The following is a 2,823-nucleotide window of genomic DNA, read 5'->3' on the forward strand; positions in this document are numbered from 1 at the left end:
ATCGCGGCCAGGGCGAGGCGATGAAGATCGTCTGCCCCGCACTCGATCTGGAACTGACGGAAGGCGGCCACATGCTGCCGATGACGCAACCCGACCGCTGCGTCGCGCTGGTCAAGCGCGTGGCGGAGCGGCAGGAGAAGATGCAGGCGGCGTGAGGGTTCCGGCCGTGCTTTTCTTCGTCATGGCCGGGCTTTTCCCAGCCATCCACGTTTTTGGAGCAGCAAGAGAATAAAGCCCCGTCCCAGCCGAGGTCCGACGGGGGATTTCGCCGCTGAGCTAATCGACCCCGCGACGATCAACCGCCCGTGGCCGAATCCTAGCGGCGCTGCTTTCTCGGCTTTGGCGATGCGGTCGGCGGCATCGCCGCCGATGCGGCGAGAGGATCACCTTTGATCTGTTCGCGACCGATCTCGCGGCGCGGCCAAGCGAAATCGTCGGCACGCCCAGCCGGTGGCGAAAGCGCCTCGCCCTTCACCAGCGCGCGGGCGGCGAGCGAATCGACTGTGGCCGGCAGCGAGCCCGGCCCGCCAAGCAACCGATCGGGCGAGATGGAGGATGCGACCAGGGGCACGATCGGCCCGGCGAGCGGCCGCGGTGCCGGTTGGCCCGGCACGGCGTTGGCGTCGGGGGTTGCCGGCTCGCTCGGCAGCGCGACCGGCGCCAAGCGCGCCAGGAGGCGCGTGATCTCGCGCTCGACATAGTGTGCGAGCTTGCGCGCGCCGGCCTTGGTGAAGAAGACACCGTCATGGGTGCGCAACTGGCGGATCTGGCCTTCGAAGTCGGGGCCCTTTTGCAGGAAATGGCCGGCCTCATCCGCAAAGCCATCCCAGACATCGACGTAGGTGATGCCGCCCTTGGCCGAGCCTTCGCGGTAGAGCGCATCCAGGAACAGCATGTCGGAGGTGCTCTTCTGGCCGCGGACCGCCGGCAGGCCGACCCACAGCACCGGCACGCCCTTGCTCTTGAGCACGCCGATCATCTCGTCGATCTTCTTGTTGTAAAGGTCGACCCAGCGTGCGGCGCGAAATTCAGAAAGGCCGTTCGGCGAACGCGCAACCTTCTCGGGTGCCGCAGGCTTGTCGGCGTCGTCGGGCGGTAATTCGCTGTCGGCGCGCTTGCCGTCCGTATTGGCCTTGCCATCAGGCACGCTAGCCTTGCCCCGTTTGGCCTCAGGCTTCGTGCTTGGGTCCTTTCCGTCACCCTTGTTGTCGGCCGGTTGCTCCGCGACAGGCTCCCGGATGGGCACGCGGTCACTGAGGCCGAGCATGACGACGATCGCGTCAGCCTTCTCGGTCGCCAGTATACCCCTGGCTGCCGCGATCCAGTCAGCGGGCTCGCCCTTGGGCTGGTACTTGATGAGGCCTGAAGCCGTCTTGTGCTTGCGGATCACGCCCATGTCGGGCTGCTCGGAGTAGACGCCCTCAAGCCCGTAGGCAAGCCAGTCGGCCATTGCGTCGCCGATCACAAGCACGTTGCGCGACGGAACGGTGTCGCGCTTTTCGGGCGGCGGCGCTCTTGAAAAATCCTCGCGCGGCGGCGGCCGCCTTTCCATAGGCGGCGCGCGCTGCTGGAACGGGTCAAATTGGTCGCCACCGAACCAGCCGCCGCCACCGATCCAGCCGCCACCGCGCTGCGGCTGCGGGCGCTGCTGATATCCGCCGAAATTGAAGAATTGCGCCGAGCTAGGTCCGCCGATACTCAGCAACATCCCAACCGCGACTGCCAGCGCAATCAGCGGGCCGCTTCCGGCAAAGATGCCCTTGTTGTACCTGTTGGACACGCTCTTGACCGTGCAAAACGGAGAACCTGCCCCCACGCGGCCATCAAGCCAGATCAGCTACACCGGCGCAACTGGTCTAAGGTGCACATCGTTACACTTTTGACTGATACTTGTTGCCGCCTTGGAACAAAGTGTTCCACCTTGGGGCGCCGCTCTCACCGCTTCTCCAGCCTCGCCTGCTCCACCACCCGCGTCCAGGTTTCGATCTGGCGCGTGATCAATTCGTTCATCTCGGCGCTGCTCGACGGCGCGGGTTCGCTGTCGAGGGCACGCAGCCGCTCCTGAACCGCGGCGGTGGCGAGCGCGCGCCGCACCTCGGTGCCGAGCCTGTCGACGACGGCGGCGGGCGTGCCCGAGGGCACACCGATGCCGGTCCAGGAGATGATGTCGAAATCCGGCGCCACCGTCTCGGCGACCGTCAGGACATCAGGCGTCAGATTCCACCGCTGCTTCGATGACACGGCAAGGATATCGATCGCGCCTGACGCCGCCTGTCCCTTGATGACCGTTCCGGTATCGACGATGAAGTCGACGTCGCCGCGGAGCAATGCGGTCACGGTGGCGCTGCCGCCCTGGTAGGGAATGTGGGTGAAGCGGGTGCCGGTGCGCTGCGCCAGCAATTCGCCGGTCAGGTGCTGCGTGGTGCCGACGCCGGCGCTGCCGAAGTTGAGGCCGCCATTCTTCTCCTTCGCCTTGGCGATGAGCGCCTGCAATGTCGGATAGGTACCCGCCTTCACGGCGATGAAGAACGGAAACTTCGCCACCGTCGAAATGAAGGTGTAGTCCTTGACCGGTTCGAACTGCAGCTTCTTGTAGAGCGCGGCGGAGACCGTGTGTCCGCCGACCAGCAGCTGCAGCGTGTAGCCGTCGGCCGCGGCCTTGGTGACGAAGGCCGAGGCAAGGTTGCCGCCGGCTCCGGGCTTCGGCTCGACCACGACCGGCTGACCAAGATCTTTCGATATCTGGTCGGCCATGATGCGCGACATCACGTCGGCATTGCCGCCCGCGGCAAAGCCGTGCACCAGCGACACCGGCCGCGTGGG

The 2,823-nt window shown here is 66.0% G+C and carries 2 protein-coding genes; both read right to left on the reverse strand.

Going from position 1 to position 2,823, the window contains the following annotated elements; genetic code table 11:
* Positions 1 to 316: 316 nt before the first annotated feature.
* A complete protein-coding gene (locus ACT4OC_RS22415; RefSeq protein ID WP_444841221.1) occupies positions 317 to 1,780 on the reverse strand; it encodes an SGNH/GDSL hydrolase family protein in 1,464 nt (487 codons plus the stop codon).
* A 155-nt stretch (positions 1,781 to 1,935) separates the two neighbouring features.
* The coding region (locus ACT4OC_RS22420) for a tripartite tricarboxylate transporter substrate-binding protein (RefSeq protein WP_444841222.1) at positions 1,936 to 2,823 on the reverse strand (888 nt) is incomplete at its 5' end.

It is taken from the genome of Bradyrhizobium sp. (assembly GCF_052389815.1).
Classification (GTDB): domain Bacteria; phylum Pseudomonadota; class Alphaproteobacteria; order Rhizobiales; family Xanthobacteraceae; genus Bradyrhizobium.